Annotated in this window: 26 protein-coding genes; 15 read left to right on the plus strand and 11 right to left on the minus strand. The window is 61.7% G+C overall.

Annotation, left to right across the window (positions count from 1 at the left end):
• The first annotated feature begins 74 nt into the window (after window positions 1-74).
• From A2Z13_04460 to A2Z13_04470, 3 genes are all read left to right on the plus strand, one after another.
• Complete coding sequence (locus tag A2Z13_04460; GenBank protein ID OGP77155.1) at window positions 75-1127, plus strand: hypothetical protein; 1053 nt, start codon at window positions 75-77, stop codon at window positions 1125-1127.
• A gap of 127 nt (window positions 1128-1254) precedes the next feature.
• Entirely contained in the window at window positions 1255-1509 is a 255-nt protein-coding gene (locus tag A2Z13_04465; GenBank protein ID OGP77156.1) for a hexulose-6-phosphate synthase, read from the plus strand.
• Window positions 1506-1835 carry an antitoxin HicB gene (locus A2Z13_04470; protein ID OGP77157.1) on the plus strand — a complete coding sequence of 110 codons (330 nt, stop codon included), beginning with the start codon at window positions 1506-1508 and terminating at the stop codon, window positions 1833-1835. Before A2Z13_04465 ends, A2Z13_04470 begins: the two co-directional genes overlap by 4 nt.
• A gap of 2 nt (window positions 1836-1837) precedes the next feature.
• Here the strand turns inward: A2Z13_04470 and A2Z13_04475 are convergent, their stop codons facing one another.
• From A2Z13_04475 to A2Z13_04490, 4 genes are read right to left on the minus strand one after another with little or no spacing between them, the layout of a single operon-like run.
• On the minus strand, window positions 1838-2359 hold the full coding sequence (locus A2Z13_04475) for a hypothetical protein (GenBank protein ID OGP77158.1): 522 nt from the start codon (window positions 2357-2359) through the stop codon (window positions 1838-1840).
• 29 nt (window positions 2360-2388) lie between these two features.
• A complete protein-coding gene (locus tag A2Z13_04480) occupies window positions 2389-2718 on the minus strand; it encodes a hypothetical protein (protein OGP77159.1) in 330 nt (109 codons plus the stop codon).
• A 25-nt stretch (window positions 2719-2743) separates the two neighbouring features.
• Window positions 2744-4825 carry a hypothetical protein gene (locus A2Z13_04485; protein ID OGP77160.1) on the minus strand — a complete coding sequence of 694 codons (2082 nt, stop codon included), beginning with the start codon at window positions 4823-4825 and terminating at the stop codon, window positions 2744-2746.
• The gene (locus A2Z13_04490; GenBank protein OGP77161.1) at window positions 4822-5640 is read right to left on the minus strand and encodes a hypothetical protein; all 819 of its coding nucleotides are present in this window, start codon (window positions 5638-5640) and stop codon (window positions 4822-4824) included. The genes A2Z13_04485 and A2Z13_04490 overlap by 4 nt, the downstream gene beginning before the upstream one ends.
• Before the next feature lie 164 nt (window positions 5641-5804).
• Here A2Z13_04490 and A2Z13_04495 point away from each other — a divergent pair, with 164 nt between their 5' ends.
• The 10 genes from A2Z13_04495 to A2Z13_04540 all read left to right on the plus strand — a co-directional run bounded on the left by A2Z13_04495 (window position 5805) and on the right by A2Z13_04540 (window position 15029).
• On the plus strand, window positions 5805-7151 hold the full coding sequence (locus tag A2Z13_04495; GenBank protein ID OGP77162.1) for a UDP-glucose 6-dehydrogenase: 1347 nt from the start codon (window positions 5805-5807) through the stop codon (window positions 7149-7151).
• A 141-nt stretch (window positions 7152-7292) separates the two neighbouring features.
• On the plus strand, window positions 7293-7748 hold the full coding sequence (locus A2Z13_04500) for a dTDP-4-dehydrorhamnose 3,5-epimerase (GenBank protein ID OGP77163.1): 456 nt from the start codon (window positions 7293-7295) through the stop codon (window positions 7746-7748).
• An 11-nt stretch (window positions 7749-7759) separates the two neighbouring features.
• Window positions 7760-8779, plus strand: coding sequence for a dTDP-glucose 4,6-dehydratase (locus A2Z13_04505; GenBank protein ID OGP77179.1), 1020 nt, complete (start codon window positions 7760-7762; stop codon window positions 8777-8779).
• 23 nt (window positions 8780-8802) lie between these two features.
• Entirely contained in the window at window positions 8803-9180 is a 378-nt protein-coding gene (locus A2Z13_04510; GenBank protein OGP77164.1) for a hypothetical protein, read from the plus strand.
• Between the two features lie 92 nt (window positions 9181-9272).
• Window positions 9273-10025 (plus strand): electron transfer flavoprotein subunit beta, encoded by a 753-nt coding sequence (locus A2Z13_04515; GenBank protein ID OGP77165.1) that lies wholly within the window; start codon window positions 9273-9275, stop codon window positions 10023-10025.
• A 106-nt stretch (window positions 10026-10131) separates the two neighbouring features.
• On the plus strand, window positions 10132-11106 hold the full coding sequence (locus A2Z13_04520) for an electron transfer flavoprotein subunit beta (protein OGP77166.1): 975 nt from the start codon (window positions 10132-10134) through the stop codon (window positions 11104-11106).
• A gap of 94 nt (window positions 11107-11200) precedes the next feature.
• The gene (locus A2Z13_04525) at window positions 11201-12517 is read left to right on the plus strand and encodes a UDP-N-acetyl-D-glucosamine dehydrogenase (GenBank protein ID OGP77167.1); all 1317 of its coding nucleotides are present in this window, start codon (window positions 11201-11203) and stop codon (window positions 12515-12517) included.
• Window positions 12518-12626: 109 nt separating this feature from the next.
• Window positions 12627-13577 carry a Vi polysaccharide biosynthesis protein VipB/TviC gene (locus tag A2Z13_04530; protein ID OGP77168.1) on the plus strand — a complete coding sequence of 317 codons (951 nt, stop codon included), beginning with the start codon at window positions 12627-12629 and terminating at the stop codon, window positions 13575-13577.
• 17 nt (window positions 13578-13594) lie between these two features.
• Window positions 13595-14017 (plus strand): hypothetical protein, encoded by a 423-nt coding sequence (locus A2Z13_04535; protein OGP77169.1) that lies wholly within the window; start codon window positions 13595-13597, stop codon window positions 14015-14017.
• A gap of 139 nt (window positions 14018-14156) precedes the next feature.
• Window positions 14157-15029, plus strand: coding sequence for a hypothetical protein (locus A2Z13_04540; protein ID OGP77170.1), 873 nt, complete (start codon window positions 14157-14159; stop codon window positions 15027-15029).
• Window positions 15030-15052: 23 nt separating this feature from the next.
• Here the strand turns inward: A2Z13_04540 and A2Z13_04545 are convergent, their stop codons facing one another.
• The 3 genes from A2Z13_04545 to A2Z13_04555 are packed head-to-tail and all read right to left on the minus strand — an operon-like array spanning window position 15053 to window position 16992.
• Window positions 15053-15817 carry a hypothetical protein gene (locus A2Z13_04545; GenBank protein OGP77180.1) on the minus strand — a complete coding sequence of 255 codons (765 nt, stop codon included), beginning with the start codon at window positions 15815-15817 and terminating at the stop codon, window positions 15053-15055.
• Between the two features lie 23 nt (window positions 15818-15840).
• Window positions 15841-16788: a hypothetical protein gene (locus A2Z13_04550; GenBank protein OGP77171.1), complete on the minus strand. Its 948-nt coding sequence runs from the start codon at window positions 16786-16788 to the stop codon at window positions 15841-15843.
• A 6-nt stretch (window positions 16789-16794) separates the two neighbouring features.
• The gene (locus tag A2Z13_04555) at window positions 16795-16992 is read right to left on the minus strand and encodes a hypothetical protein (GenBank protein ID OGP77172.1); all 198 of its coding nucleotides are present in this window, start codon (window positions 16990-16992) and stop codon (window positions 16795-16797) included.
• Between the two features lie 90 nt (window positions 16993-17082).
• Here A2Z13_04555 and A2Z13_04560 point away from each other — a divergent pair, with 90 nt between their 5' ends.
• Window positions 17083-17397, plus strand: coding sequence for a hypothetical protein (locus A2Z13_04560; protein ID OGP77173.1), 315 nt, complete (start codon window positions 17083-17085; stop codon window positions 17395-17397).
• A 96-nt stretch (window positions 17398-17493) separates the two neighbouring features.
• On the plus strand, window positions 17494-18435 hold the full coding sequence (locus A2Z13_04565) for a hypothetical protein (GenBank protein ID OGP77174.1): 942 nt from the start codon (window positions 17494-17496) through the stop codon (window positions 18433-18435).
• 2 nt (window positions 18436-18437) lie between these two features.
• On the opposite strand, the gene A2Z13_04570 is transcribed toward A2Z13_04565, so the two are convergent.
• The 4 genes from A2Z13_04570 to A2Z13_04585 form a co-directional block, all read right to left on the minus strand.
• The gene (locus tag A2Z13_04570) at window positions 18438-19085 is read right to left on the minus strand and encodes a hypothetical protein (GenBank protein OGP77175.1); all 648 of its coding nucleotides are present in this window, start codon (window positions 19083-19085) and stop codon (window positions 18438-18440) included.
• Window positions 19073-20494 carry an iron-sulfur cluster-binding protein gene (locus A2Z13_04575; protein ID OGP77176.1) on the minus strand — a complete coding sequence of 474 codons (1422 nt, stop codon included), beginning with the start codon at window positions 20492-20494 and terminating at the stop codon, window positions 19073-19075. The genes A2Z13_04570 and A2Z13_04575 overlap by 13 nt, the downstream gene beginning before the upstream one ends.
• Window positions 20494-21246 (minus strand): Fe-S oxidoreductase, encoded by a 753-nt coding sequence (locus tag A2Z13_04580; protein ID OGP77177.1) that lies wholly within the window; start codon window positions 21244-21246, stop codon window positions 20494-20496. The genes A2Z13_04575 and A2Z13_04580 overlap by 1 nt, the downstream gene beginning before the upstream one ends.
• Before the next feature lie 105 nt (window positions 21247-21351).
• A complete protein-coding gene (locus A2Z13_04585; GenBank protein OGP77178.1) occupies window positions 21352-22188 on the minus strand; it encodes a hypothetical protein in 837 nt (278 codons plus the stop codon).
• Window positions 22189-22423: the final 235 nt, after the last annotated feature.

Below are 22423 nucleotides of genomic sequence, written 5' to 3' on the forward strand. Positions count from 1 at the left end.
GGAAAAGCACGTTCCTACGGCAACAGACTGAACTTCAGGGCAGAAGATACGTCACTCTTGACGATTTTGCCCAGTTGGCGGCGGCGAAAGAAGACCCTGACGGGTTCGTCGCCACGGAAGAACCGATCACGATCGACGAGGCGCAACGGTGCCCGGAACTTTTCATCGCCATGAAGCGAGCCGTCGATCGCAACAGGGTTCCCGGCCGTTTCCTCGTCTCCGGTTCCGCCAACTTCCTCCTGATGAAAAACATCTCCGAAAGCCTGGCGGGACGGGCGGCCTATTTCACCATGCACCCCTTCACACGGCGGGAGCTGAACGGAAGGACATCGGAGCCGCCATTCATCAGGAGATTCTTCGAAGAGCCGTCGATCGCGGGTTTGGGCGAGGTCTTGCCCATCCCGACCGACGACATCGCAACAGGGGGGATGCCGCCCGTTTGCCTCGGCGGCCTGAAGGACAGGGCCGGCTGGTTCAAGGGGTATGAGCAGACCTACCTGGAGCGGGACATCCGCGACCTGGGCCGAATCGGGGACATCATCCCGTTCCGCGGGCTTCTGCACATTGCGGCTCTTCGGACGGGCGGCGTCCTGAGGATCGGCGAGATGGGGAGAGATGCGCGTCTCAAGGCGACAACCGTTTCCGGCTACCTCTCCGTGATGGAGGCTTCCTGTGTCTTCTTTCGCGTGGCTCCGTTCCTGAAGAATCCTTCCGCACGGCTGATCAAGTCTCCGAAGTTCTATCTGTCCGACTCCGGTCTCGCCTGTTTCCTCGCCGGGATCGAGGCACTCACGGCGGACGATCCGCGCAAGGGCGCGATGGTGGAAACGTACGTGGCGCAGAACCTCGCCGGCATCCTGCAGTCCGCCTGGCCGCGGGCCGGGATGTTCTTCTGGAGCATCCAGGGGCGGCACGAGGTCGATTTCGTCATCGAGGCCGGAAACCGGTGCCTCGCCGTCGAGGTCAAGGCGGGGGCCCGATGGGAGAAGGAGGACCTGGCGGGCCTGAAGACGTTCGTCGCTACCACCCCTCATTGCGTGGCGGGGATCCTGGGATACAACGGGTCGACGCCCGTTCGCCTGGGTGACCGGCTGTGGGCAATCCCCCTCGGGCTGCTGCTGTCGTAAAAACAGGGTCGTTCCTGCCCCACCTTCCAGCCGCCGCAATAAACGCGGTGCGTTCCCAAGAGGGACAAGTGGTGAGGAGCAACTATATTTAGTTGCTAATTTCCCGTTAGCAGGTTAGGATAGGCAAGTGACAAAACGTGGAATGCTCATTCAACGGCTCCGTTCCAAACCGAAAGACTTTACCTGGAAGGAACTGGTGGCGATGCTGGAGGGATTCGGATATACGAGGGTCGGCAGCGGAAAAACCGGTGGATCGCGTGTCCGTTTCGTTCACGTGAATTACCCGACGATCAGTCTGCATCGCCCCCACCCGTCTCCTGTTCTTAAACGTTACCAGATAGAGCAGGTGGAGGAAGTTCTGAGGGGGGAGGGGCTGATATGAAAGACATGATGACCCATAAGGGATATTTCGGTTCCGTGTGCTACAACGATGAGGACCGGATTTTTTACGGAAAGGTCGAGTTCATCCGGGCTCTTGTAAGTTATGAAGGCACCGATGTGCGTTCACTACGGGCAGCGTTTGAGGAGGCGGTCGATGACTACCTGGAGATTTGCGGGAAGCGGGGGATTGAGCCCGAAAGACCGCTAAAAGGCAGCTTCAACGTTCGCATTGGTCCCGAGCTCCACCGCAAGCTGGCTCTGGCCGCTGCGCGCAAACGCATAAGCTTGAACAAGTACATCGTGGATCTGCTGAAAAAGTCGGCGTAGCGTCACTTCCTCCCCCAGAAGGTCTCGACCAGCCCCACCTTCCATCCGCCGTCTTCCCGGAAAAGTTTTAGAATCGCCGGTTTTTCCGCCTTCTTGTAAGTGATGAGGATCTCCGCGCGGTCGCTGCCGATCGGCCCCTTTTCCCACCGGCTTTGCTCAAGGATGAGGTCGGGATTGAACTGTAGCAGGAAGCCGTACCAGTACCCCCTTGCGATGGGGCCTCCTTCGTCGAAGTCTCGGCGCACCTCCTCTTTCGGGACCTCCATGCCGCCGGCCCTGGTGATCGATTTTCGCGTCTCGTCGACAATGGTATTCCTGGAGGCTGCCGAGAGCGTTTTCCAGATCCCTTGGTAGTCCTTGGTCTTCATCGCTTCGAAGCAGGATTCCGCGGAGGAAAGAATGTCGCCCAGCGTTCGGTCGGGGTCGTCGGCAAGCGCAACCGGGGGAGCGATTGCAAGAAGGCACAGGGCGAACCAAACGAGCTGTATGAGATAAAAGGAACGATAGGAAGATGATCGAACCAACGAAAATTTATTGAAGCGCGGCCGGCGGTTCAGTGCTTGGATGAGCTCCCCCCGCCGCCTCCCGCAGCGATGCCGATCGCGATGGCTCCGGCGCCGATCGCGGCTGCCCAGCCGATGGTGCCCGCATCCACGCCTTCGAACACGCTGCTGCCTGCCTTTTCTCCCTCTTTCGCCGCCGCGATGGCTTCCGGCGATGCCGGCTTGCCGGTTTCGGTGGCCTGACCCTTCCCTTTCGGCCAGAGTTCCCATTCCGCGGCGAAAGCGGTCATCGCGGCGCCCTGGGCGACGGTGAGGAAAGAGGCGATCGACAGGATGGAGATGATGATTTTCAAGGAGATTTTGCCTTTTCCGGCTTTCATGAAAATCTCCTTTGAAGTTAATTGGTTACCTTCTAGCCTTATACAGATTTTCCTTGTCTTTGTCAAGGCAAACCCCGACGTTCCGGCCGATGACGTCGAACAGCGTCCGGTAATGGTCCACATCCTGCGCGACGTCCCGTGTCCACGACGAGAGCGCATAGCGGTAGACGGTCTTCGAATCGTGGCCGGTGAATAGCCGGATGGGAATGTCCACCGAGATCCCCTTCTCATGGTACCCCCGGTTGTAAGGGTCGCTGAAGATCGAGGTGCCGGTGAAGCTGTACCAGGCCGAGAGGACCACGCCGTTGACGAACTTCGACAGGGTGACCTTCGCCCCCTTGTCCCCGGCCAGGAACCTTCCCGCCTTGACGTCGACGATGACATCATGCTCGGGCAGGTTGAGCCGCGTGTTTACGAAGGTGGTGTGGAAGCGTTCGTCCCCTTTCAGCTTGAACGGATCGCCCGGGTCCCGTTTCCGTACCGCGCTGCCGCTCACGCCCGCGAGGATGCGCCCGCGGAACATGGGCATCGCCACCTCGCCGTCGAGGCCCGCGTATTCGACCTCGAGCAGCCCCGCCGAAAATCTTCCGTACAGCGGGTCCTGCGTCTTCAGGATCTGCTCGAACATCAGCCTTCCGAGGGCGATTTCTTCCTTCTTGTAATCGGCAATGTCGCTGCGGACCGGGATGGAAAGGGGAGCGTTGGCGGTGGAGACCGTGTTGACCGGATAGCCTTCCACACCGAGGATCGCGGATCCCCCCTTCCACGGCTGCGCGGTGAGCCAGCCGGAGAGACCTAAACGGTACTTGAAAAAACCTGAGGGGTCGTTCAGGAACGTCTCGAGAGAGGGCTTGAGCCCGTAATCAAACCACCGCCGGTGCGTGGTATCCTTGATGCGGGTATTGCCTTCCTCCGTCTTGAACGTGGAGAACTCGAGGAAGCGGTCCCGACGGATCTCCCCTGCGTAGAAGCCCGAGAGTCCGTTCGCGGTCGTAACGAACTCCACCATGGGGATTCCGTTCTCCTTGACCAGGATGCGGACGTAATCGACGTTCTCGGGCATCCGTTCGGCGAGAATGTTGAGGATGACCTCCACGGCCCGCGCGTTGAAATAGTACCTGTCGTTTTGCGCCTCGACCCGCAGGGTGATCCCGTCGGCCTCCACCCCGATGTCGCTGAAGCCGGACTCGCGGAGCCCCAAGGTGATGCGGTCGGTGACGGGGTTCCCGCGCAGCGAAGGCTGCTCCCGGTAAGGCGGGTCGTAGATCGGGATGAAGGGCTTTCCCATGTCGAAAGCCACGGAGGCGCCGACGCCGATCTGGTTGCCTCTCTGGTAGCTCGCGTCGATCTCGGACCAGCGGGTCGGTTTCCAGCGGAGCCCGAAATTGAACCGCGAGGGAACGGGATCGTTGAAATATTTCGCCTGCGCGGGATCCGAAGTCTGCTTGTCGTATCGGATGGGACTGTATTCCGCCAGGAGGGCGAACTTCTCCGACGGAGCGAACTGGATGCCGCCGAATACCTGGGCGTCCTTCCACCAGCCTTTCGGCCTGGTGAACAACTCGATCCCGAATCCTTCTCCCTGCTCGGGGAGCGGTTTCCTGCCGAGACGGCCGTTGCCCAGCCCCACGGAGAAATCGAACGGGTAGATCTGCTTGCTGGCCACCAGGACCTGGGAAGCGTACACGCGCGTGCCGTGCGGGTCCAGGATCGCCATCGCCAGGGCGGGGGTGTATTTCCCTTCCCGTAAGAATTGCAGCTTGATGTCGATGGCCTTGTCCTTGAAGTTGCCGTACGCCGGGGCGTTGTTGAGGCCCGGGATTCCAAGGACCTCCGTGATCCTTCCGTTCACTTCCAGCCGCTCGAAGAGACCGATCGTTCCGAAATAGGTCCGGTAGGGGTGCACCTGGCTGGCGCCCACGCGATACCGGTTCTCCTTCATTAGCCTTGCCGTCGGCGTCTCCAGGAGGCCGGTGAGGCCGAGATTCGAGGGGAAGGTGAAAGGCTCGTCGCCTGCGATGGCGGGCGGTACCGTCATGCAGAAAAGGCACAGGAGAAGAAGCGGGAGCGCCAGGCTGCGCGGCCCGGGGCAGGCAGTCCGGGTCATTGCGGATCGACCCGGACGCCGGTCAGGGCATGGATCTCCATCAGCAGTTGAGGAAGGTCCCTGATGGCGCGCGCCCAGGTTGAACGGACCGGTTTCCTCGGGACAACGACCGTATCTCCGGGCTCGACCGTTGGCGCCGACTCCCGAAAGGCGGGGATCTCCCACCGGGACTCCTTGGGGTTCCAACGGATCCATTTCCGTGACAGGGGGTGAACGGTCCCGTCCGCCTTGAGGCGGTACACGTGCTCACGGTCGGCGTTTTCCGAAAATCCTCCGGCCCTCCGGATGCAATCCTCGGGATCCGTTTTCGGGGGACAAGGGGAGCCGGTGCCGGGCATCTTCACCGCGCCGATGACCGTGACGATGTCGGTTTTCGACGGCACGTAGAGCGCGTCTCCTTCCTCGAGGGGAAGGTCGTCTTCGCTTCCTTTCAGCAGCCGGGGATGGGCCAGCCGGACGGGAACCAGCCTCCCGGGCCTGAGCTTCGCGAGGGTCTCGATGAACTCCCGTTTCTGCTCTTCCTCCCCCGGTTTTGCGAAGACCTCGCGCTCGATCCTGGAAATCAGATCACGGAGAAGCCTTTCTTTTTGGCCCATGGTCGATTCCCGGGAAAGAACCGCGCCGCCTGGCCAGGCGTTTTCGGCGATCCCTCCGGCCCGCACGAGCAGCGAGGAGAGTCGTTCCCCTTTGCTGAACGTGTAGGTTCCGGGCCGGCGCACCGCCCCCAGGATCGTGACGCTCGCGTCTTGCGCAAGCGCGGCGGACGGGATAAGGATCATCGCCAGAAAGACGATCGCCCTTGCCCGATTTTTCATGGAGCGCCCCCCCTGGAACCTGCGGCTGGCCTGAAGATTTCATCATAATGGGAGGCGATTCCTTTCGATACCCATTTCCACCGGCGGCGAGGCGGTATTCACAGGACGGCCATATTCCGGTATCTTAATGAAGTTTACGATCCTATCGACCCGGAGGCCGGGAGATGAACGTTGCGATCATAGGTACCGGTTACGTGGGGCTGGTGACGGGCGTATGCCTCGCGGAGCGGGGGAACGACGTCCACTGCGTGGACAACAACCCGAAAGTCGTGGAGAAACTGACGTCGGGCCAGGTGACGATCTACGAACCCGGACTGGAGGAGATCTACCAGCGGAACCTGAAGAAAGGCCGGATCAAGTTCTCCGGGGACCTGGTGGCGGCGGTCCTGCGGTCGCAGGTGGTGTTCCTGTGCCTTCCGACCCCGCCGGGGGAGGACGGATCGGCGGACCTGAAGTACGTCCTCCAGGTGGCCGACGACATCGGGAAGATCCTCGCGGGCAATCCCGGGGCCGGCTACAAGGTGATCGTCGACAAGAGCACCGTGCCGGTGGGTACGAGCGAGAGGGTCGATGCGGCGATCCGCAGGCACATGGACGCGAAGCTGGAGTACGACGTGGTCTCCAACCCGGAGTTCCTGCGGGAAGGGTACGCGGTCGAGGATTTCCTGCGCCCCGAGCGCGTGGTGATCGGCAGCCGCAGCGAACGGGCGATTTCCATCCTGCAGGACCTCTACGAGCCGTTCATCCCCGCGGGGAACCCGGTTATCGTGATGGACGAGAAGAGCGCCGAGGTGACCAAGTACGCGGCGAACGCCTTCCTGGCGATGAAGATTTCCTATATGAACGACCTGGCCAACTTCTGCGAGGCGGTGGAGGCCGACATCGACAAGGTGCGGCAGGGGATCGGCTCGGATTCGCGGATCGGCCACAAGTTCCTCTTCCCCGGGCTGGGGTACGGGGGGTCCTGCCTGCCCAAGGACGTCAAGGCGCTGCTGCGGACCGCGCAGGACGCCGGGTCGCCGCTGACGATCCTCCAGTCGGTGGAGGACATCAACCAGGAGCAGCGCAAGCGGTTCTTCCGGAAGGTGGAGGAGCACTTCAAGGGGAAGCTCGAGGGGCTGCGCGTGGCGGTGTGGGGAATCGCGTTCAAGCCGAACACGGACGATACCCGGGAAGCGCCGGTCTTCTATATTCTGGACGAGCTGCTCAAGGGGAAGGCTTCGGTCGTCGTCTTCGACCCGGAGGCGATGGAGGGGGCCAGGCAGCGGTACGGGGACCGGATCGAGTACGGAGAGTCCTCCTACGGAGCGCTCCAGGGGGCGGACGTCCTCCTCGTCGTCACCGAGTGGAACGAGTTCCGCAAGCCCGACTTCGGGCTGATGAAGAACCTGATGCGGCAGCCGGTCATCTTCGACGGGCGCAATGTATACGAGGCGAAGAAAATGAAGGAGCGCGGGTTCCTGTACCACTCCATCGGCCGCCGGGCGGTCGAATCCCACGCGAAAGTCTAGGGACGTTCTTAAACTTTTTAATCCGGATGGCGAAACGTAAAGACCAGGGGACGTTGTTCAACTTTTCAGGACAGGGACGGGATTAAAAAGTTTAAGAACGTCCCTGGGTAAAAGTAACGTACTGGTTCAAAGGAGCGCGTAATGATCGACGGCGTCGTGATCAAGCAGCTCAAGGTGATCCCGGACGAGCGCGGACGGCTGATGGAGATCCTCCGGGCGGACGACGATATCTTCAAGAAATTCGGCCAGGTTTACCTCACAACGGGCTACCCGGGCGTAGTCAAAGCCTGGCACTACCACAAAGTCCAGCACGACCACTTCTGCGTGGTCAAGGGGATGATGAAGGTGGTGCTCTACGATTCCCGGGACGGCTCCCCGACAAAGGGGGAGGTGAACGAGTTCTTCCTGGGCGAACACCGGCCGATCCTGCTCCGGATCCCGCCGCTGGTCTATCACGGGTTCAAAGCGATCGGGGCGGAGGAGTCGCTGCTGATCAACGTGACTACGGAGTCCTACAATTACAAGGAACCGGACGAGTACCGCGTGGATCCCCATGTGAACGACATCCCTTATTCCTGGGAGCGGAAGGACGGATGAAGGAAAACGGCGTGAAGCTGCTGGTCGCGGGGGGAGCGGGCTTCATCGGCTCGAACTTCATCCGGTACCTCCTCGCCGCTCACGCGGACTGGCAGGTCGTCAACGTCGACAAGCTCACCTACGCTGGGAACCTGGCGAACCTGAAAGACCTTGAAGGGGATGACCGGTACGGCTTCGTCCGCGCCGACATCTGCGATGCGCCTCGCATCGGGGAGATCGTCGCCGCCGAACGGCCCGACGCGATCGTCAACTTCGCCGCGGAAACCCACGTGGACCGCAGCATCAACGATCCCTCCCTGTTCCTGAAGACGAACGTTCTTGGAACGCAGGTGCTGCTGGAGGCGGCCCGCCGGCAGGGCATCGCCCGCTACGTGCAGATCTCCACCGACGAGGTATACGGTTCCCTGGGCTCGGAGGGGAAATTCACCGAGGAGTCGCCTCTCCGCCCGAATTCCCCCTATGCGGCCAGCAAGACGGCGGGGGACCTTCTCGTCCGCGCCTGGTTCAAGACGTACGGCGTCCCGGCGATCGTGACCCGCTGCTCGAACAATTACGGGCCGTACCAGTTCCCGGAGAAACTCATCCCGTTCTTCATAACCCTTCTGCGGGAGAACAAGCCGGTTCCGGTGTACGGGGACGGGATGAATGTGCGCGACTGGATCCATGTCGACGACCACTCCCGGGCGATCGATGCGGTGCTCCTGCGCGGGCGGCCGGGGGAGATCTACAACATCGGCGGAGGGAACGAGCGGACCAACATCGAGATCACGAAGATGCTTTTTTCCTTTCTGGGAAAGCCGGAGTCGCTCATGAAGTTCGTCCCCGACCGTCCCGGGCACGACCGCCGGTACGCAATCGACGATATGAAGGTCCGCCGGGAGATGGGGATTGCCCCCCAGGTACCGTTCGAGGAAGGGCTGCGCGAAACCGTCCGGTGGTACCTGGAGAACGAGGAGTGGTTGCGCTCGGTGCGGTCCGGCGAGTACCTCAAGTTCTACGATCAATGGTACTCCAAGCAGGGCCGAACCTGAGAACCTGGACGTTCCTTAACCTTATGGCGAGAAGACAGATCTATTTTACGCTGCTCATCCTGTGGGTGGCGGTTACGTTTCTGCTGACCTCCATCCCCAACCCGCGGTTCGAGGTTCCTTTCGCGTATGCCGACAAGGTCGCCCACTTCGGCATCTACGGCGTGATGGGGTTCCTCTGCGCCCTTTGGCGGAGGGAGTCCGGCAGACCGGCAAGAGGGGCGGCCCTGACCGCCCTGTTCGTCGTCGCCCTCGTCGGTGCCGTGGACGAGATCCACCAGTATTGGATTCCGGGGCGGTCGATGACGTTCTTCGACTGGCTCTCTGACGCCGCTGGCGGCGGCATGGGCGCCCTGCTCGCCGCTTTTCTACCCCACCTGCTCCCGTTTTTACTGACTGAATAGCCATTCATTTTTTTGTTGATTCCCCCAAGGCTATCCGGTATCATTCCCCTGTTTTTAGAGACCGTAGTACTCACTTGTCCCGGAGGTGCGGCGTGAAGATTCTGGTGGCGATCAAGCCCGTCCCCAACCCGGACGAGAAGGTGAAGATCCGGCCGGACGGGAGCGGGATCAACCTCGACAACATCAAGATGGTGATCAACCCGTTCTGCGAGATCGCGGTGGAGGAAGCGCTTCGGATCAAGGAGAAGCAGGGCGGCGAAGTGGCGATCCTCACGGTCGGGCCCAAGGAGGGCGAGCAGCAGATGCGCACCGCGCTGGCGATGGGCGCCGACCGGGCGATCCTGGTGGAGACTTCGATGGGGCTGGACAGCCTCGCTGTGGCGAAGTACATGGCCAAGGCCATCGAGCAGGAAAAGCCGGACCTGGTCCTCATGGGCAAGCAGGCGGTCGATGACGACAACAACCAGGTCGGCCAGATCCTTGCCGCCTTGTTGAACTGGCCCCAGGCCACGTTTGCCTCCAAGGTGGAGTTCCTCGAGGGAAACAAGAAAGCTCGCGTGGGAAGGGAGACGGACGGAGGGATCGAGACCATCGAGGTGCCCCTCCCCTGTGTGGTGACGACCGACCTGCGGCTGAACGAGCCCCGCTACGCGTCGCTCCCCGGGATCATGAAGGCGAAGAAGAAGGAGCTCAAGGTGATCCCCGGCGCCTCGCTGGGTGTTGACGCGTCGCCGAGGGTTCGCGTGCTCTTCCTCGCCCCGCCCAGGGAGCGGGCCGGCGGGAGGAAGGTGGCCGACGTCGCCGAGCTGGTCGCCTTGCTTTCGAACGAAGCCAAAGTTCTATAACTTTACGGCAGGGACGTTCTTAAACTTTTTAATGGAGAATGCCCCATATGGGGATGGAAAGTTTAAGAACGTCCCCGATGTTAAGTTATTCAGGAGGATAAGGGAGATGGCGGACATCCTGGTCGTGGTGGAGCACCAGGAAGGGGCTTTCAAGAAAACCACCCTGGCGACGATCACGGCGGCAAAGACGTATGCCGGCCTGGCCGGCGGAGAGGTCGATGCCCTTGTCTTGGGGGACGGCGTTGCCGCGGTGTCGGACACGGTGGCGGGATACGGCGTGCGCAAGGTGCTGCTGGGGGAGAGTGCGGCGGTCGGGAAATACCTCGCGGTGGCCTATGCGCCCGCAGTGGCCCAGGTGGTCAAGGAAAAGGGGTACGGCGCGGTGTTCGCCCCGGCGTCCACGTTCGGAAAGGACTTCATGCCGCGCCTGTCGGGGCTTTTGGACGCCCCGCTGGCCAGCGACATCGTCGGGCTGACGAAGGACGGGGACAAGCTCCGCGTCCAACGCCCGTTGTACGCAGGGAACGCGATCGCGACGGTGGAGCTTTCCGGGAGCCCGCTGCTCTTCACCGTGCGGCAGACGGCATTCGACCCGGCTCCGGCGGCCGGGGCAAAGGCGCCGGTGGAAAAAGTTTCCGTGTCGGTCGACGCGGGCGGGAGCGCCTTCGTGTCCCGCCAGGAGACCAAATCCGAGCGGCCGGAGCTGACCGATGCCCGGGTGGTCGTCTCCGCGGGTCGCGGGATCAAGGCGCAGGAGAATTTCAAGTTGGTCGAGGATCTCGCCGACCTGTTCCACGCGGCGATCGGAGCATCGCGCGCGGCGGTCGACGCGGGGTGGGCGCCCAACGACTGGCAGGTGGGGCAGACGGGCAAGATCGTGGCACCCGAGCTCTACATTGCGCTGGGGATCTCCGGGGCCATCCAGCACCTGGCGGGGATGAAGGACTCCAAGGTGATCGTGGCGATCAACAAGGACGAGGAGGCGCCGATCTTCCAGGTGGCCGACTACGGGCTGGTGGCCGACCTCTTCAAGGCGGTGCCGGAGATGATCACAGCGATTAAAAAGTTGAAATCCGCTTAATTTCCGATACATTTATATCTACGTACCCACAGGGGGCCGGGTCCTCCCGTCCACGTGGGCGTTTTTTATTATGAATGACGAGGAGGTTCGTTTCATGCCCGATTCGAACGCTCATGGGGATTTTCTCTCGCGTCTGAAGAAGAAAAAATTCACGGCCGCCGTGATCGGCCTTGGGTATGTGGGTCTTCCCCTGGCGATGGAATATACAAGGGCCGGCATTCCGGTGATCGGAATCGATCTGGACGGGGAGAAGATCCGGATGATCCGCGCGGGAAATTCCTACATCAAGGACGTATCCTCCGCGTCCGTACGTGAAGCCGTGAGAGCCGGGCTGTTTCGGGTAACCTCCGATTTTTCGGCGCTTGCCGAAACGGACACGGTCAACATCTGCGTCCCCACCCCACTCAACAAGACGAGGGACCCCGACCTTTCCTACGTCGTCAACGCGGCCGAGCAGGTCGCGAAATACATGCACAAGGACATGCTGATCGTCCTGGAGAGCACCACGTATCCGGGTACTACCGAGGAAGTTCTCGCCCCGATCTTCGAGGCGAAGGGGTGGAAGGTTGGTCGGGATATCTTCCTGGCCTTCTCGCCGGAGCGTGTGGACCCCGGGAACCCGAGGTTCACGACGCGGAACATCCCCAAGGTGGTCGGGGGGGTGACGCCAGGATGTACGGCGGTGGCGGCTGCGCTCTACACCGGAGTGCTGGAAAAAGTCCATCCGGTTTCGAAGGCCCGCGTGGCGGAAATGACCAAGCTCCTGGAAAACACCTTCCGCTCGGTCAATATCGCATTGGTGAATGAAATCGCCATCATGTGTGACCGGATGGGAATCGATGTATGGGAAGTTATCGACGCTGCCAAGACCAAGCCGTTCGGGTTTATTCCGTTTTACCCGGGGCCGGGGATCGGGGGGCATTGCATTCCGCTCGATCCCTTCTATCTGTCCTGGAAAGCCAAGCAGTTCGGATTCGAATCGCGATTCATCGAGCTTGCGGGCGTGATCAACCGCCAAATGCCGCACTTTGTCGTCGACAAGGTCGTTGAGGCGTTGAATCGGTTCAAGAAATCCGTAAATGGGGCGAAGATCCTCATACTGGGCGTAGCCTACAAAAAAAACATCAGCGATGTGCGGGAATCTCCAGCGCTCGATATCATCCAGTTCCTGGCAAACAGGGGGGCCGAGCTGTCGTATTGCGACCCGTACGTCCCACGCCTGGACGAGCCGGGAATCCGGTTGAAGGCGGACAAGCTTACGGTAACCGCGCTCAAAAAAGCCGACTGCGCGGTAGTGGTGACCGACCACGACCTTTTCAATTACGGGATGATCCTGCGGGAGTCGAAGATCGTCGTAGATACCCGCAACGCCCTCAAGGGCCGCAACGGCAACAAGGTCATCAAACTTTAACCCGCAAAACTTTCACCCGGGGACGTTCTTAAACTTTTTAATACTGTCCCTTAACGTAATTGGCAGGGATTAAAAGTTTTAAGAACGTCCCTAACTTTTTGGAGGGCGGATGGTCTACCTTGTGACCGGCGGCGCGGGGTTCATCGGGTCGAATCTGGCGGAAGCCCTTTTATCAGCTGGGCATAAAGTGCGAATTCTAGATAACTTCCTCACCGGGAAGCGAAAGAACATCGCCGGGTTTACTGAAACGTTCGGCGGTGCCTTCGAATTGATCGAAGGCGATCTCCGGGAACTTACGACGATGCGCAAGGCCGCGGATGGCGTCGAGTATATCCTCCACCAGGGGGCGCTTCCCTCGGTGCCTCGCTCGGTCGCGGACCCCGCCCTTTCCAACGAGATCAACGTGGGGGGCACGGTCAATCTGCTGATCGCGGCTCGGGACGCCGGTGTCCGCCGGGTCGTGTTTGCCGCTTCCTCTTCTGTGTACGGCGACACCCCTGAACTTCCCAAGCGAGAGTCGATGACGCCCAATCCGAAGAGCCCCTACGCAGCGCAGAAACTCGCAGGCGAGCACTACATGCGGATCTTCTACGAGGTTTACGGCCTGGAGACGGTCTCGCTGCGCTACTTCAACATATTTGGCCCACGGCAGGATCCGGAGTCGATGTACGCGGCGGTCATCCCGAGATTCATCATGTGCGTCCTCTCCGGCAAGGTCCCCACGGTATACGGAGACGGTCTTCAGACGCGCGACTTCACGTACATCGACAACGTTGTGGAGGCGAACCTTTTGGCCTGCAATGCGCCCAAGGCGGCGTGCGGCAAGGTTTTCAACATCGCCTGCGGGGAGAGAGTCTCGCTCATCGACATCCTGGAGATTGTCTACGGGCTGGCGGCGCGCCGGGTGACCCCGACATTCGAGTCGTCGCGGCCCGGCGACGTCCGCGACTCCCTCGCCGACATCTCCCTTGCAAAAAATCTGTTAGGATATACCCCGAATGTTGCCTTTCCGGTCGGTCTTTCCCGCACGTTCGACTACTTCCGGGGGGCCGATCGTTAACCCCGTAAGGAGCCGCCATGAAAAGAGAAACTATATATGCGTCGCTGGTGGGATGCGCCTTTTTTTGCCTGATTGCCTACGGTTCCTACTGGTACTTTTCGCCTGCTGAACAGACCGGCAATTCGACGATGGAGGAGGGGCCTGCTTCACGAAAGGCCGTCGGCGCTATCCCCACCGCCGGGAACGAGCCGGCGCCCCTCATGGAGAAATCCTCCGCGCCGGACAACGCTACGCCCGCTACTGCGGAGGTTCTCCGAACCACTCCGGCCGCTCCAGATTCGAATGCTGCCGGCCGTTCAACCGTAGAGACGGACACTCTTGAGAATGAGGGAACCCGTCAGAAATTCGGGCTAAGGGGAAAGGCGGCGCAGAGGAGGAACGAGGAAAAAGGGGTCCAAAGGGAGGGAAGAAGAAAGAGGGGGCCGGCCGAAGACGACTAGTCTCAAAAGCAAAGGGACGTTCTTAAACTTTTTAATCGCTCAATTCCACCGATACCAATTTTCAAATGGCGTGCTCATTGCTTCCCTTGCCGGTATGGCAAGGCGACCGCGTATCGATTTCCCAGGCGCGTTTCATCATGTGTACGCAAGGGGAATCGAGAAAAGGGACATCTTTCTGGATCGTAACGACAGGGAGGGGCTGCGCCGAAGGATTCTCGGCAATTTAACCCGCTTCAACGCTTGTTGTCTGGCATGGGCTTTCATGCCGAATCACTTCCACCTTCTCTATCACAGCAGAACAGGGAATCTTGTCGATTTCATGCGGTGCCTGATGTCGGGATACTCGCTCTACTTCAATCGAAAATATGAGAGGGTGGGTCATCTTTTTCAGAATCGATATAAATCTTCCGTGATCGACACGGAGCGTTATCTGCTGGAGCTGATCCGGTATATACACCTGAATCCGGTGCGTTCGGGCTTGGTATCGTCGGTGGAAACGCTGTCCCGATATCCGTGGACGGGACATTATGAAATCATGGCATCCGGCAGGTTGCCATGGGAAGAATATCAATTCATTCGGGAATTTTTTACATCGGAATATTTGCCGGGCGTGGATATCTACCTTGCTTTTCTTGAGGAAGGCCGATGCACTCGCTCTGGAGAGTTCTCGTTCGAGGAAGCAGTAACGCAGGCGAAGGAAATTCGTGGTGCGTCGATTGAAAATTCCCCGGCAGGGGATACGGATGGCTCGCATCGGACATTTTTAGACATCGTCAGTAAAGTGTCCTGCAAATTTGCGGTGTCCCAAGACCGGATATTGGACGGTCGGCGTGACCGCTTATCCTCCCTCGCACGGAGAGAGATCCTGAAAAGATGTGTCATGGAAAAGGGGATGACTCGGCAATCCGTCTGCGAATGGCTGGGGATCACCGGAGCGGGAGGTTTATACCTCTTGAAGGCGATGGACCATGCCGACGCGAACAGATCGATCTTGACCAGGGGCAGGGATTAAAAAGTTTAAGAACGTCCCTGGGTTTAAGTAATTTTTCGGCTTACGATGATGAACGCCGAGTGGGAGAACATCCACTGGACGGGGCGGACGGACTGGCCCTTGACGTGCCAGGGGCGGTGGATCACCTCGAAAACTTCCGGCTCGGTAAAGGAACCCTGCTCGGCGACCGCGTCGACCATCTGCTTGACCTGCAGCGTGGAAGGGAGATAGGAAAGAAGGATCCCTCCCGGAACGAGCGCTTCGTGGGCGTGCGGCACAACGCGCCACGGCTCCGGCAGGTCAAGGACGATCCGGTCCACGTTCCTTTCCTCGATTCCCTGGTAGATGTCGCGAACCTTGACCTCGAGATTCGGGCAATCCCCCAGGAAGCGCGACACGGTCTTCTTCCCGCTCTCCGCGAAGTCCTCCCGGATCTCATAGGAGACGATGTGTCCCGTGTGCCCAACCGCCTCCAGCAGCTTGATCGTCAGCGCTCCCCATCCGATGCCTGCCTCGATAACAATCGCGCCCGGGAAGATGTCCGCCCACAGCAGGATCGGCCCGATATCCTTGGGGTAGATGATCTGCGCGTGCCGCTTCAGGTTGAGGATGTACTGGTTGAAGGTAGGCCGGAATACGCGGTACCCGGTCCCCCGTGCCGTCCACACACGGCTCCCGTCCGGCTTGCCGATGATGTCGTCATGAAGGATGTTTCCCTTGTGCGTCCCGAAAGGTTTCCCCGGCGTCAGGGTAAGCAGGTGCTCCTCGCCCTTCGGGTCGACCAGGACGATGTCCTCCCCTGCCCGCAGGAGGCCTTTGGGACTGCGTCCGTTCACTGCGCGCTCCTTTTCCGATCCCGCCCCTGGCTGACCATCTCCTTCAGCCGGCAGAATCCGCAGACTTCCGCGAACGTTGGCGCACCGCAAGTCGCGCACAGGCCGGGAACAGAGTTTTCAAGAACGTCCCTGTTTTTGTCGTCGGAGTTTTGAAGAACGCCCCTGTTTTTGTCGAGGAATCCCTGGTAGAAGCGACGGCGGGTTCCCGGCATCTTCTCCTCGATCATGGAGAGCGCTTCCTTGTAGATGAGCGAGGTGGCGTCGAAGCTCAAAGGGCACTCCTCGGTCACGTAGTCGATCCCCTTCAGGAAGCCGTACGCCGCCGTCTCCATCTCGCTCACCCGCCACAGCGGCTTGACCTTCCGCACGAGCCCCTCGGCAACCTCGGGGAGCAAGGGGTGCTGGCGGGAGAGGTGGTCGCGATCCCAGTGGAGCAGGTTCCCGAGCAGCCGCGCCGCCTCGTCGTCGAGGTTGTGCCCCGTGGCGACGACCGTGAAGCCCCGCCGGGCCGCGATCCGGTTGAAGAAGTACCGCTTCACCGTACCGCAGACCGAGCACTCTTCCTTGCGCGCCCGTTTCGCCGCTTCGGGAATCGGGATTCCCTCCGCGCGCAGGTCCACCACGATCGGCTCCTTCCCGCGGGCGCCGGCGTAGGCCAGCACCTTCTCGCGGGACCGGTCGGAGTACCCCTCGATTCCCAGGTCGATGTAGAGCCCCTCCGTCGGATAGCCCAGCTCCATCAGGACATCCCACAGCACGAGGCTGTCCTTCCCTCCGGAGACGCAGACCAGTATCCGGTCCTCCGGGGACAGGAGCGAGAGCTTGCGGATCCCTTCCGAGACCTGCCTTCGGAAGAACAGGAAGAAGCAGTCCGGGCAGAAGGCGGAGTTGTGGCTCGGCAGGTCGACCGCGGCCTCGGCCTTCCGGCATCGCTTGCACTTCACGGAGGGCTACCCTCCCGATACCACAGAGAGGACGTCGATCGTTTCGCCGTCCTCGACGCGCTGGTCCCTGGTGAGCAGCCTCTTCCCCTGCGTCACGATCACCGTCGTCGGGCGGATCCCCGCTGCGGCCAGGATCTCTCCAACCCGCCTGGGCCCGGGGACTTCCAGCTCCTTCTTCTTCTGCGGGATGCGAACGCGGATCATGACCACCGATTATACACGGAAACGGTTGTGTCCCCCGGCAGGGGGAGGTAAGATAAAGCGAATTTTACATTTCCATGGAGGGAGTTTCAGATGCGGATGCGCGGCTGCGTAGCGTCGGTACTCGTCCTGTTCCTCGTGGTTTTTGCGGCGGGGTGCTCCAAGTCCGAGGCGCCCAAGCCCGCGGCCCCGCCCCCGGCGGTGTCCGCGGCGGCGGAGGGGAAGACGCTGTTCGATCAGAAGTGCGGCGTCTGCCACGGGATGGATCGGGCAGCCGCCCGCCAGGAATCGAAGGAAAAGTGGACGGCGATCGTAAAGGAGATGCAGGGGAAGAAGGCGGGCTGGATCTCCGACGCGGACGCGGCCAAGATCGTGGAATTCCTCGCTTCGGAGCACGGCAAGAAATAACCCTGCGTCGGGCGGTCCCCCACGAAGCCCGGACCTTTACAGCGGGCGGCCCCGTTTCTCTCGGGTCGCCCTTTTTTATGGAGCTTCGCAAAGGTCATGGACATCCTGCAATCGGTATTCCCGGTGTTCCTCGTGATCGCCATCGGGGCGGCGGCGCGGAGGTACCGGTTCATCGACGAGCCGTTCGTCCGGACGGCGAACGCCCTTGTCTATTACCTCCTGCTCCCCGCGCTGCTGTTCTACGAGATCGGGACGTCGAACTTCCGGCAGGCGTTCAACGGGCCGCTCGTGGCCGGCGGCTACGTCGCCACCGCGGCGGTTTTCCTCCTGGCGTTCCCGATTTCACGCCGCCTGGGACTCTCCCCGGGAGAGCGCGGCGCATTCATCCAGGGGTCGTTCCGGGCAAACCTCGCCTACGTCGGGCTGCCGATCGTCTTCAACGCGGTGGGCGGCGAGGGCCTGCGGAAAGCGGGGATCTTCCTGGGATTCATCGTCCCTCTCCTCAACGCCCTCGCGATCCTGGCGCTCCTGCTGCCCCACGAGGAAGGGAAAAGAAACGGGGGATGGAAGAGCGCCCGGCACATCGCACGGCAGATCACCACCAATCCGATCATCCTTTCCTGCTTCCTGGGGATCGCGTGGAGCCTCTTCAAGCTCCCGTTGACGGGGTTTTTCGGGAAAACCCTGTCGATCCTGTCCGCGGCCACCCTCCCGCTGTCGCTGCTGTGCCTGGGGGGATCCTTCTCGTTCCAACGCGCCCGGTCGGGCTTCCGCCTGGCGGCGACGGCGTCGGTGATGAAGATCGTCCTGCTCACGGGGATCGGGATCGCCGCGTACCGGTGGTTGGGGCTTGCGGGGGACGACCTGCGGATCGGGGCGATCATGCTGGGTTGCCCTACGGCCGTCGTCACCTACGTGATGGCGTCGCAGCTCAAGGGGGATCCCGAACTCGCCGGGACGATCGTCATCGTCTCCACGGCGGCTTCCGCCTTCACGATCTCGGGCTGGCTCTTCTTCCTGCGGGCGATGGGCTGGTAGGGTTAGAAAACCACCACAATCATTTTCTTCGGGCCGTGCGCGCCGATGGTGAGGGTCTGCTCGATGTCGGCGGACCGGCTGGGGCCGGAGAGGAAGGAGAGGTTGCGGGGAGGGTCCTCCGCGAGGGTTGCGAGGCACTCTTCCATCCGGTCCACGAAGGCCGCCGGAGAAAGAAGGGCGACGTGGACGTCGGCGAGCAGCCCTGGCAGAAGCGTTTTCCCCCCCCTGCTGGTCTGTATGATCGAGCCCGTTTCGGCGATGGCGAACTCGGCGGTCTGCACGCCCGCCGCCGGGTGCGGCGACGGGTGCCGGACTTCGGCGGGTGAAGCAAGCGAGAAAGGGCCGAACGGCACGAGAGCCTCCGTCACCTGACGGGCCCCCGCGTCATCCGGGGGGAAAAAGAGAACGGTGACCCCGGACAGGCGAAGCATCTCGCCGAGAGCCGGAAGCAGCGCCTCCAGGGAAGCGGCAACGAGGAAATTGCCGCCCTGCTCCTCGAACCGTTCCCGGAACCTCGCGATCCGGTCCGACTCGCCGCCCGTTCCTGGCGAGCTCGCCGGAGGACGGGGGGCGGCTTTCGCACCCTCGTGACCGCGGAGCGCCACGGCGATCCGCCGGATCAGCTCTTCTTTTTTATCTAACGGTTCCATGGGCGGATGCCTCGCTGCTTCTTCCAGAGTCTGCGGAACGGCTGCGGACCCGGGGAGGGGAAATCCCTCTTGTCGGTCCAGCCCGAGAACTTGAACGGGAGCCAGGTCACCTTTCCCTCCTTGCAGAAGATCTGGGAAAGGACGCCGATGACCCGTTCCAGCGCCTCCAGGATCCCCGCGCGGTTCATCACGGCGGCGAAAGCCTTCATCCCGAGGACCTCGGCGGGATTCTTCAACCCCTGACTCCGTTCGTCCGCCCGCAGCTCCACCAGGAGTTCGGGGAGGGGGATTTTGACCGGGCACACCTCCGCGCAGGCTCCGCACAGGGTGCTGGCATTGGGGAGAGGGGCTCCTTCCGCCAGCCCGGCAAGCAGGGGCGTCAGCACCGATCCCATCGGGCCGGGGTAGACCCACCCGTAGGCGTGTCCTCCCACGCTCTGGTAGACGGGGCAGATGTTGAGGCAGGCTGCGCACCGGATGCACTTGAGGATCTCGCGGTACTTCCCCTGGAGGATGGCGGTCCGGCCGTTGTCCACGAGGAGGATGTGGAGCTTATCCGGCCCTTCGGGGTCACCGGGCCGCTTCGTGCCGGTCAGCACGGAGACATACGTGGAGATTACCTGACCGGTCGCGCTGCGAGGGAGCAGGCGCAGGAAGACCGCCAGGTCCGCGAGCCTCGGGATGACCTTCTCGATGCTCGCCACGGCGAGGTGGACGCGCGGGAGGATCGTCCCCATCCGCCCGTTCCCCTCGTTCGTCACCAGGACGATGGAGCCGCTCTCGGCGCACAGGAAGTTCGCGCCGCTGATCCCCATCCCGGCGGCGAGAAATTTCGCGCGGAGATGTTTGCGGGCGATCTGCACGAGCTCCGGGATCCGTTCGGTGTACGGCACGCCCAGCTTCTGCTCGAAGAGCCGGGCGACCTGCTCCCGCGTCTTGTGGACCGCCGGGGCGATGAGATGGGAGGGCGGCTCGCCGGCCAGCTGGATGATGAACTCCCCGAGGTCCGACTCCACGACCTCCACGCCCGCCGCCTCGAGGGCGCCGTTCAATTCGACCTCCTCGGCGACCATCGACTTCGACTTGACGGCGAGGGTGATTTCCTCCTTCCGGGCGATCCCGACCGCGATTTCCCTCGCCTCGGCCGCGTCCCGCGCCACGTGAACGACGGCGCCGCGTTTTTCCGCCTCCGCGATGAAAAGAGCGAGGTAGTGGTCGAGCCGTTCGAGGGTTTCCTGCTTGATCCGGGAGCCCTCGTGCCGGACGGCCTCGAAATCGGGGAAGGCGGCGATGGAATCCGCCCGATGCCCGAGGAACTTCTCCGTCGTGCGGGAGATGGCGTCCTGCAGCGTGGCGTTGGCCAGCGCCTTCTCGGAGTTCCGGTAGAAGGAGCGCGACCGCGGTTCCATCAGCCCGGAACCTCGATGTCCCCGGCCAGGATCTCCGCCAGGTGGACGGGCTGCACGGGATAGCCGTAGCGGGAGATCATCCCCCCGATGTTCATCAGGCATCCGATGTCCCCGGAGGTGACGATCTGCGCTCCCGTCGCCAGGATCCGCTCGATCTTGTCGTCGACCATCCTGCAGGAAATGTGGGGGTACTTGATCGAGAAGACCCCGCCGAACCCGCAGCACCGGTCGCTTTCTTTCATCTCCACGAGCGTGACGCCAGGTATGGCGCGGAGAAGTTTCCGCGGCGCCTCCGTCACCCCGAGCCCCCGCCTCAGGTGGCAGGAGTCGTGGTAGGTCACTTTCCCCCGGAACGACGAACGCGGGTCTGCCACGCCCAGCACCTCGACGAGGAACTGGGACAGCTCGTAGATCCGCTCCCCGGCCTGGATGGCGAGGGAGAGCATCCTCGGTTCGTCCCGGAACAGGGCCGGGTACTCGTTCTTGACCATCGCCGCGCAGGAGCCGGAGGGGGTGACGATGTATCCCTCGCCTGCGAAAGCCGACAGGAACTTCCGCGCCATCTTCCGCGCTTCCTTCCGGTTTCCGGAGTTGAACGCGGGCTGGCCGCAGCAGGTCTGCGACAGGGGGACGCGAACTTCCGCACCGAAACGCTCCAGGACGGAGACGGTGGCGAAGCAGACGCGGGGAAAGAATGCATCCGCAAGGCAGGTGAAGAAAAGGGAAACGGGGATGGGCCGCTTCAGCGCCATCCTCAAAGTATACGGTAAGGGCATCCCTCCGGCGAGCGGTAAAGCCGCGAGAAAGGGGGATGGGGGTCTCGGGTCCGCCCATAGGGCAGGACATGGGAATCGGTGTTACGGGAAGTTGATGTCGACCTGCACGGTGAAGGTGTTCTCCCCCGCGACCTTCTTGTTGTTCCAGATGTCGTAGCCGAAGATCACGCTCACGTTCTTGGCGAACGCCCAGGAGGCGCCGAAACTGAATGCGCCGTTCAGGTTCTTGCCGCCCATGTAATCCACGCCGAGCCACAGCTTGTCGGAGATCTCGCTGACCGTGCGGTCCCAGGACAGCAGCACGCCCTTTTCGTCCGACTTGAACTTGCCGCTCGCGTCCACCTGGTCCGTAACGAGCACCTTCTTGTTGCCGATGTAGCCGCCCGCAGATAGACGTCCAACGACGGGGAGATTTTTCGCGACGAGACCATAGGCGATGTCCTGGTTCGTGGCGAGTTCCCCCTTGCGGGCGTCGCCGGACTTGGTCCCGATGTTGTACATGCCGACCGCGATCGCCGGGATCCAGGTGTTGTCCTCCGGCATGCCGATCTTGAAGTGCCCGTAGACGGGGTACTTGTCGAGGCCGAAGCCGGTGTTCGCGCCGCCGTAGATCAGGTCGAACCCCACTTCGGCATGGATCTTCTCGAAGGGAGACACGCCGGCGGTGGGACCGAAGACATACACCGGAGGAAGGTTCTGGCCGGGAACGGCGCCGGTCAGGTTGCCGGGGGACTCCTTCCCCGAGCGGATGAAAGTATCGAGGTTCAGGTGGAACGTCTTGTACGGCTGGATATCGGTGGACGGGATCCAGATCTGGGTGGACGGTGTCGAATGGGCCGTCCCGACGGAGACGGCGCACGAAAGCGCTGTCGAAAACACGATTCGGAGAATTCCGCGGTGGAGAGCTTTGACCTTCATCGGTTCCTCCCTCGGGGGAAAAATGGTTGTCGGCAGAGAGGAGAGCAGGGAGCGTGCCATCTGCAGATTTCAAGGAGGCGTGTCGCCCGGGAGTCCTTGATAGACTTGGGGAAAGACACGACGGGAGAAGGCGCGGGCAAAGCGGCCCGCCGTCTTGGGGGCCAGGACATTATTGTTGGACTTACGACAAAGATGAGGAAATCAACGATCAGTGACAAAAACGGGGACGTTCTTA

This window comes from Deltaproteobacteria bacterium RBG_16_64_85, assembly GCA_001798885.1.
Classification (GTDB): Bacteria; Desulfobacterota; Deferrimicrobia; order Deferrimicrobiales; family Deferrimicrobiaceae; genus FEB-35.

Bases quoted from the DNA above. Each gene is read 5' to 3' on its own strand.
- A2Z13_04490 (OGP77161.1), bottom strand. From the start codon at position 5,640: ATGAAAAATCGGGCAAGGGCGATCGTCTTTCTGGCGATGATCCTTATC.
- A2Z13_04575 (OGP77176.1), bottom strand. From the start codon at position 20,494: ATGGAACCGCGGTCGCGCTCCTTCTACCGGAACTCCGAGAAGGCGCTG.
- A2Z13_04530 (OGP77168.1), top strand. From the start codon at position 12,627: ATGGTCTACCTTGTGACCGGCGGCGCGGGGTTCATCGGGTCGAATCTG.
- A2Z13_04485 (OGP77160.1), bottom strand. From the start codon at position 4,825: ATGACCCGGACTGCCTGCCCCGGGCCGCGCAGCCTGGCGCTCCCGCTT.
- A2Z13_04500 (OGP77163.1), top strand. From the start codon at position 7,293: ATGATCGACGGCGTCGTGATCAAGCAGCTCAAGGTGATCCCGGACGAG.
- A2Z13_04585 (OGP77178.1), bottom strand. From the start codon at position 22,188: ATGAAGGTCAAAGCTCTCCACCGCGGAATTCTCCGAATCGTGTTTTCG.
- A2Z13_04570 (OGP77175.1), bottom strand. From the start codon at position 19,085: ATGGAACCGTTAGATAAAAAAGAAGAGCTGATCCGGCGGATCGCCGTG.
- A2Z13_04560 (OGP77173.1), top strand. From the start codon at position 17,083: ATGCGGATGCGCGGCTGCGTAGCGTCGGTACTCGTCCTGTTCCTCGTG.
- A2Z13_04470 (OGP77157.1), top strand. From the start codon at position 1,506: ATGAAAGACATGATGACCCATAAGGGATATTTCGGTTCCGTGTGCTAC.
- A2Z13_04495 (OGP77162.1), top strand. From the start codon at position 5,805: ATGAACGTTGCGATCATAGGTACCGGTTACGTGGGGCTGGTGACGGGC.
- A2Z13_04555 (OGP77172.1), bottom strand. From the start codon at position 16,992: ATGATCCGCGTTCGCATCCCGCAGAAGAAGAAGGAGCTGGAAGTCCCC.
- A2Z13_04480 (OGP77159.1), bottom strand. From the start codon at position 2,718: ATGAAAGCCGGAAAAGGCAAAATCTCCTTGAAAATCATCATCTCCATC.
- A2Z13_04520 (OGP77166.1), top strand. From the start codon at position 10,132: ATGGCGGACATCCTGGTCGTGGTGGAGCACCAGGAAGGGGCTTTCAAG.
- A2Z13_04580 (OGP77177.1), bottom strand. From the start codon at position 21,246: ATGGCGCTGAAGCGGCCCATCCCCGTTTCCCTTTTCTTCACCTGCCTT.
- A2Z13_04535 (OGP77169.1), top strand. From the start codon at position 13,595: ATGAAAAGAGAAACTATATATGCGTCGCTGGTGGGATGCGCCTTTTTT.
- A2Z13_04510 (OGP77164.1), top strand. From the start codon at position 8,803: ATGGCGAGAAGACAGATCTATTTTACGCTGCTCATCCTGTGGGTGGCG.
- A2Z13_04525 (OGP77167.1), top strand. From the start codon at position 11,201: ATGCCCGATTCGAACGCTCATGGGGATTTTCTCTCGCGTCTGAAGAAG.
- A2Z13_04565 (OGP77174.1), top strand. From the start codon at position 17,494: ATGGACATCCTGCAATCGGTATTCCCGGTGTTCCTCGTGATCGCCATC.